The organism is Faecalibacterium sp. DFI.5.82, from assembly GCF_029076575.1.
Taxonomy (GTDB): Bacteria; Bacillota; Clostridia; order Oscillospirales; family Ruminococcaceae; genus Faecalibacterium; species Faecalibacterium duncaniae.
This window is the reverse complement of sequence record NZ_JARFIS010000138.1, coordinates 1-382: the sequence shown is the minus strand read 5'-3', so window position 1 is coordinate 382 and position 382 is coordinate 1. Positions and strand designations below refer to the sequence as shown.

Annotated in this window: 1 pseudogene; it reads right to left on the bottom strand. The window is 58.1% G+C overall.

The window, feature by feature from the left end:
- Positions 1 to 92: 92 nt before the first annotated feature.
- A pseudogene (locus tag P0G09_RS15955) lies at positions 93 to 382 on the bottom strand (ABC transporter ATP-binding protein); the annotation flags it as partial.

The window sequence follows — 382 nt, the reverse complement described above, 5'->3', positions numbered from 1 at the left end:
CGTTCACCTAAAACGAAACATCCTTGACAGCGTGGATGTTGCCGTAATAAACGATGATGTTATCAACTTTCAGCATCGTTTCTGCCATCGGTTCAGCCCTCCTTCTTGCCCAGGTAGGCCTCGATGACCTGGGGATTGTTGCGGATCTCATCCGGGGTGCCCTTGGCGATGATGCGGCCGAAATTCAGCACCGCGATGCCCTCGCAGATGCCCATGCCCAAGCTCATGTCATGCTCGATCAGCAGCACGGCGATGTTGAACTCATCGCGGATGCGGCGGATGGTCTCGGTCAGCTCAGCGGGTTCCGAGGGGTTCATACCAGCGGCAGGCTCATCCAGCAGCAGCAGCTTGGGGCTGGTGGCCAGCGCGCGCATGATCTCCA